This is a genomic window from Haemophilus parahaemolyticus (assembly GCF_018373095.1).
Classification (GTDB): Bacteria; Pseudomonadota; Gammaproteobacteria; order Enterobacterales; family Pasteurellaceae; genus Haemophilus_A; species Haemophilus_A parahaemolyticus_A.
Window position 1 is genome coordinate 1 of sequence record NZ_JAHAHT010000126.1, and the last position, 4,169, is coordinate 4,169.

The following is a 4,169-nucleotide window of genomic DNA, read 5'->3' on the forward strand; positions in this document are numbered from 1 at the left end:
TCGCCGTGTGTTGTGGTTTCTCTTTTCCAGAACGGGGCTCAACTTCAATGAGTGGCTTGCAGTATTAAAAAAGCGAGTTACTTCAGCCTTAGTGTCAAACCAACGGCGAATGCGTTTACCGTCCTTGTAGAATTCAGCAATCCACTTACCATTCTTTTTTTCATCTTTACGCACGCCCATAATTAAGCATTCTTTAGAAATTTTAGTAATAGTGAGGCATTGTTAGAAATTTCATCAAATGAATATTCAATATCCTCACCATCATTTGAGATAGGTAGATAAATTTTGGCGAATAGTCGGAACATCTGTTCAGAATTTACTTTATATTTTTTGCAAAATATAAGTAAATCATCTTGAAGATTTTTTACTTTATAAGCTACGAATTTATTATATTCTTGACAATTGGAAAGAATATAATCAAGTTTTGTTTCAATCTCGAAGAGTTTATTTTGTTTTTCTTGGGCTACACTTTTTGTTTCTAAAGAGTGAGAATGATAAACGCCATAACAGGAAAGTAGAAACGCCAGACCTGAAATGATATTTGCAATATCATCTGCATTAAAATCAGGCATTTGGTTTCACTCTTTCTAAAAGTAAATCAACACTAGAAGGAAAAACACTGTCTTTCGGCAAAATAACCAATTTATTTTTTACTTCATCGTAAGAGTAGTTATCTTTAGTAACCAACATTAAGAAAGCCCCACTTAAAAAAGTGGAACCAGGACTAGCATCAAAATCACTAAAATCGACTTCAATCCGATCGTAATCTTTCCAAATTGGCTCAAGAAACTCTTTTCTAAATTTGGTTCCATTAAAAGGGCCGTGTTCTTCAGTGCGACCAAATGCTTTAGGGGAAAAGTCTTTTGCAACATTAATGTATTTTGTATTCATAATTTATTACTCCAATGAAAAAGTCCATTCTATTAAGGTTCCAGGAAGAGAAAATGGAACAATATTACAATCATCTATATTATCCTGTGGCACTTTACGCAAAAGTACATTATTCGCATACATCCACAAAGCGACCTGCTTCTGTTCTAAAGGTCGTAACATTTCATATAATCCATTACCTCGTTCAATTTCTCCAGAACGGGAATTTCCCAATTTTACCGCATCTTGAAAGATAAGGGTCGGATGTTGCAAAAGTGGGCTAATTTTTTTCTGGTTATGTTGTTGGTAAGATTCTACAACACCTACCCCCAAATCATAAATAATAAAATTCAATAACGTTTGATTATTGCGATTAGAGCACCAAAGCATTTGCCACCAACGTTTTTCAAAATGAGCTTTATCACCTAAATAAGCGTGATCTTGCACATTCATTAACGCTTCATAAATGGCTGTTTGCAATAAACTAAGCGTATTTTTAGCTTCAGTACCTAAGTTCAACTCATTTCTAAGATGATTGAAATATTCAATAATATGATTAATTTTATCATTGACTATGCAGCCAGATTGCCAGGGATGGAACGATTTTTCTAAATTTTGTAATTTTTGTTCATTATTTGCATTTAGTGCTATTTTGAATAACTTTAATTGTTCTGAAGCTTGATGAAAGTTAAAAGTAAATTTTGTTTGAGATACTTGTTGTAAATGGTAAATATGGGCAAATAATGCCGTTGAGGCTGCTGAAGTAAATTTTTCTATGAACCTAAAATCTAATTCAATTTCTCGAATACCCCAATCCAAGCAACAAGAATATAAAAGCTGCATAAATTGAGTAGTACCTAATACATTCTTGTTTTTAGGATAAGAAGAAGGCTCAAGCGGATTATAGTAAATATTAAAATAAGCTGGCACAATTAACTGCATATTATCTAAACCCTAAACCTTCCTACACAAATAACACACCCTAATTTCTATTTTTGATTAAAGTTAAAATCCCTACCCACATGGTAGGCATTTTCGCCAGCGTGTTGGGAAATGCTTGCCTTTTCGCTTGTAATTTTACAAACAAAGCCGATCACCAAAAACAAAACAGCCACCACTAAAATTCTATTTCCACTTTTCAGCCGCTTGCTGATCGCTATCACGCCCTTCAATCCAGCGTTCGCCGTGTGTTGTGGTTTCTCTTTTCCAGAACGGGGCTTTGGTTTTTAGGTAGTCCATAATAAATTCGTTAGCGGCGTAAGCATTGCCACGATGGGCAGAACTCACACCCACAAGTACAATTTCATCGCCTGTGTAAAGTTGTCCGATGCGATGAATAACTGCAATGCGTTGTAATTCCCAACGGCTACGGGCTTCTTCGACAATTTCGTGCAAGGCTTTTTCAGTCATAGCAGGGTAGTGTTCCAGATATAAGCCAGAAACATCATCACCCAAATTCATTTCTCGCACTTTTCCAACAAAAATGGTGGTTGCCCCAACCGAGTGGAGTTCGCTTAGCCAGTGGTAAACTTCGTTCTGATCGAAAGATTCAGTTTGTACTTTTACGAGTGTGCTGTTCATTTTAGCCTCCAGTCACAGGCGGAAAGAATGCCACTTCATCACCCTCTTTGATTTTAGCTGAAAGCGGAGCAATATTTTGATTAATAGCGACTAATAATTTACCTGCTTTTAAGGCTAATGCCCATTTGCTGCCTTGTTCAGCTAAGTGATGTCGTAATGCTTCTGCGGTCTCAAATTGTGCTTCGACTTCTAATTTATCTACGCCTACCAATTCACGAGTTTGGGCGAAAAAAAGTACGGTAATCATCTGTTTCTCCTATTTCGCGACAAAATTGCCCGATTTTCCGCCACTTTTACTGAGTAAGCGAACTTGCTCAATCACCATATCTTTTTGCACCGCTTTGCACATATCGTAAATGGTCAGTGCCGCCACGCTTGCCGCAGTTAAGGCTTCCATTTCTACGCCTGTTTTGCCTGTGAGTTTGCAAAGCGATTCAATGCGAACTTGGTTGGTTTCGGGTAAGGCTTCAAGTGAAATTTCCACTTTCGAAAGCATCAATGGATGGCAGAGCGGAATTAAATCCCAAGTGCGTTTTGCCGCTTGAATACCCGCAATACGAGCGGTAGCGAAAACATCGCCTTTATGGTGGTTGCCAGAAATAATCATCTGTAACGTTTCAGGGTTCATTCGGATAAAGGCTTCGGCACGAGCTTCACGCACGGTTTCTTGCTTCATTGAAACATCGACCATATTGGCTTCGCCGTTTTGATTGATATGAGTAAATTGTGTCATAGTAAGAATTTTATTTAAAAATAATATAGCTGTTGTAAGGGCGTAGCAACACGTCCTTACAAGGGAATCAACCGCCAATCGAGGCTAAATTATTGCGAATGCCACTATCGCCAATGTGCAAATAGTGATGTTCTCGCTTGCCTTGTAATGCGGATTTTAAACGCATTTCAAGCTGTAATTTTTGCTCATCAGATTGCAATAAATCGCGAATATCCACGCCCTCTTCACCAAATAAACAGAGGTGTAATTTGCCTGTGGCAGAGACGCGTAGGCGGTTACAGCTGGCACAAAACGATTTTTCATAAGGCATAATCAAACCGAGTTCGCCCATATAATCGGGGTGCGATAATACTTTCGCTGGCCCATCAGAAAGCGATTTTGGTTGTAATGCCCAACCTTCTTGTAAAAGGCGTTGCAGTATAGATTGACCAGAAAGATGCTGCGTTTTGAAAAAATGATCCATTTCGCCCGTTTCCATCAGTTCGATAAATCGCATTTGAATGGGTTGATGCTTGATCCAAGTAAGGAATTTGTCAAGCTCAGGTAAAGTATATTGCTTCATCAGCACCGCATTCACTTTGACTTTTTTGTAGCCTACGGCAATGGCTTTATCGATCCCTTTTAAGATCGATTGCAACTTATTTTCGCCTGTAATCAGTTGGAATTGGCGTGGGTCTAGGCTATCTACACTTACGTTAATGTCGGTGATGCCCGCTTCTCGCCAAACAGCGACATCTTTTTCCATACGGTAGCCGTTAGTGGTCAGTGCCACTTTACGGATACCTTGTGTTTGGGCGATAGAGTGGGCAATTTCAAGGAAATCTTTGCGTAAGGTTGGTTCGCCGCCTGTAATGCGGATTTTTTCTGTACCAAGTGATGCAAACGCATTCGCTACCCGTTGAATTTCAGAGAGTGTTAAAAACGTTTGTTTATGAGCAGGGGGCTGGTAGCCATCAGGTAAACAGTAGGTACAACGAAAATTACA

Annotated in this window: 7 protein-coding genes and 1 pseudogene; all 8 read right to left on the reverse strand. The window is 38.7% G+C overall.

The genetic code is table 11. The annotated features are described in order from the left end of the window. Positions 1–180, reverse strand: a pseudogene (locus tag KH943_RS09405) (hypothetical protein); the annotation flags it as partial. 2 nt (positions 181–182) lie between these two features. Beyond that, a complete protein-coding gene (locus KH943_RS09410) occupies positions 183–572 on the reverse strand; it encodes a hypothetical protein (protein ID WP_304110341.1) in 390 nt (129 codons plus the stop codon). Next, positions 565–891 carry an STAS-like domain-containing protein gene (locus KH943_RS09415; RefSeq protein ID WP_119222944.1) on the reverse strand — a complete coding sequence of 109 codons (327 nt, stop codon included), beginning with the start codon at positions 889–891 and terminating at the stop codon, positions 565–567. Before KH943_RS09415 ends, KH943_RS09410 begins: the two co-directional genes overlap by 8 nt. A 6-nt stretch (positions 892–897) precedes the next feature. Further along, a complete protein-coding gene (locus KH943_RS09420) occupies positions 898–1,812 on the reverse strand; it encodes a hypothetical protein (protein WP_304110342.1) in 915 nt (304 codons plus the stop codon). A 183-nt stretch (positions 1,813–1,995) separates the two neighbouring features. Continuing rightward, a complete protein-coding gene (moaE, locus tag KH943_RS09425; RefSeq protein WP_304110343.1) occupies positions 1,996–2,451 on the reverse strand; it encodes a molybdopterin synthase catalytic subunit MoaE in 456 nt (151 codons plus the stop codon). A 1-nt stretch (position 2,452) separates the two neighbouring features. Further along, entirely contained in the window at positions 2,453–2,698 is a 246-nt protein-coding gene (gene moaD, locus KH943_RS09430) for a molybdopterin synthase sulfur carrier subunit (protein ID WP_304110344.1), read from the reverse strand. Positions 2,699–2,707: 9 nt separating this feature from the next. Further along, a complete protein-coding gene (moaC, locus tag KH943_RS09435) occupies positions 2,708–3,184 on the reverse strand; it encodes a cyclic pyranopterin monophosphate synthase MoaC (RefSeq protein WP_119222840.1) in 477 nt (158 codons plus the stop codon). Positions 3,185–3,251: 67 nt separating this feature from the next. Further along, positions 3,252–4,169, reverse strand: a 918-nt coding sequence (gene moaA / locus KH943_RS09440) for a GTP 3',8-cyclase MoaA (protein ID WP_304110345.1), incomplete at its 5' end; no start/stop codon positions are given.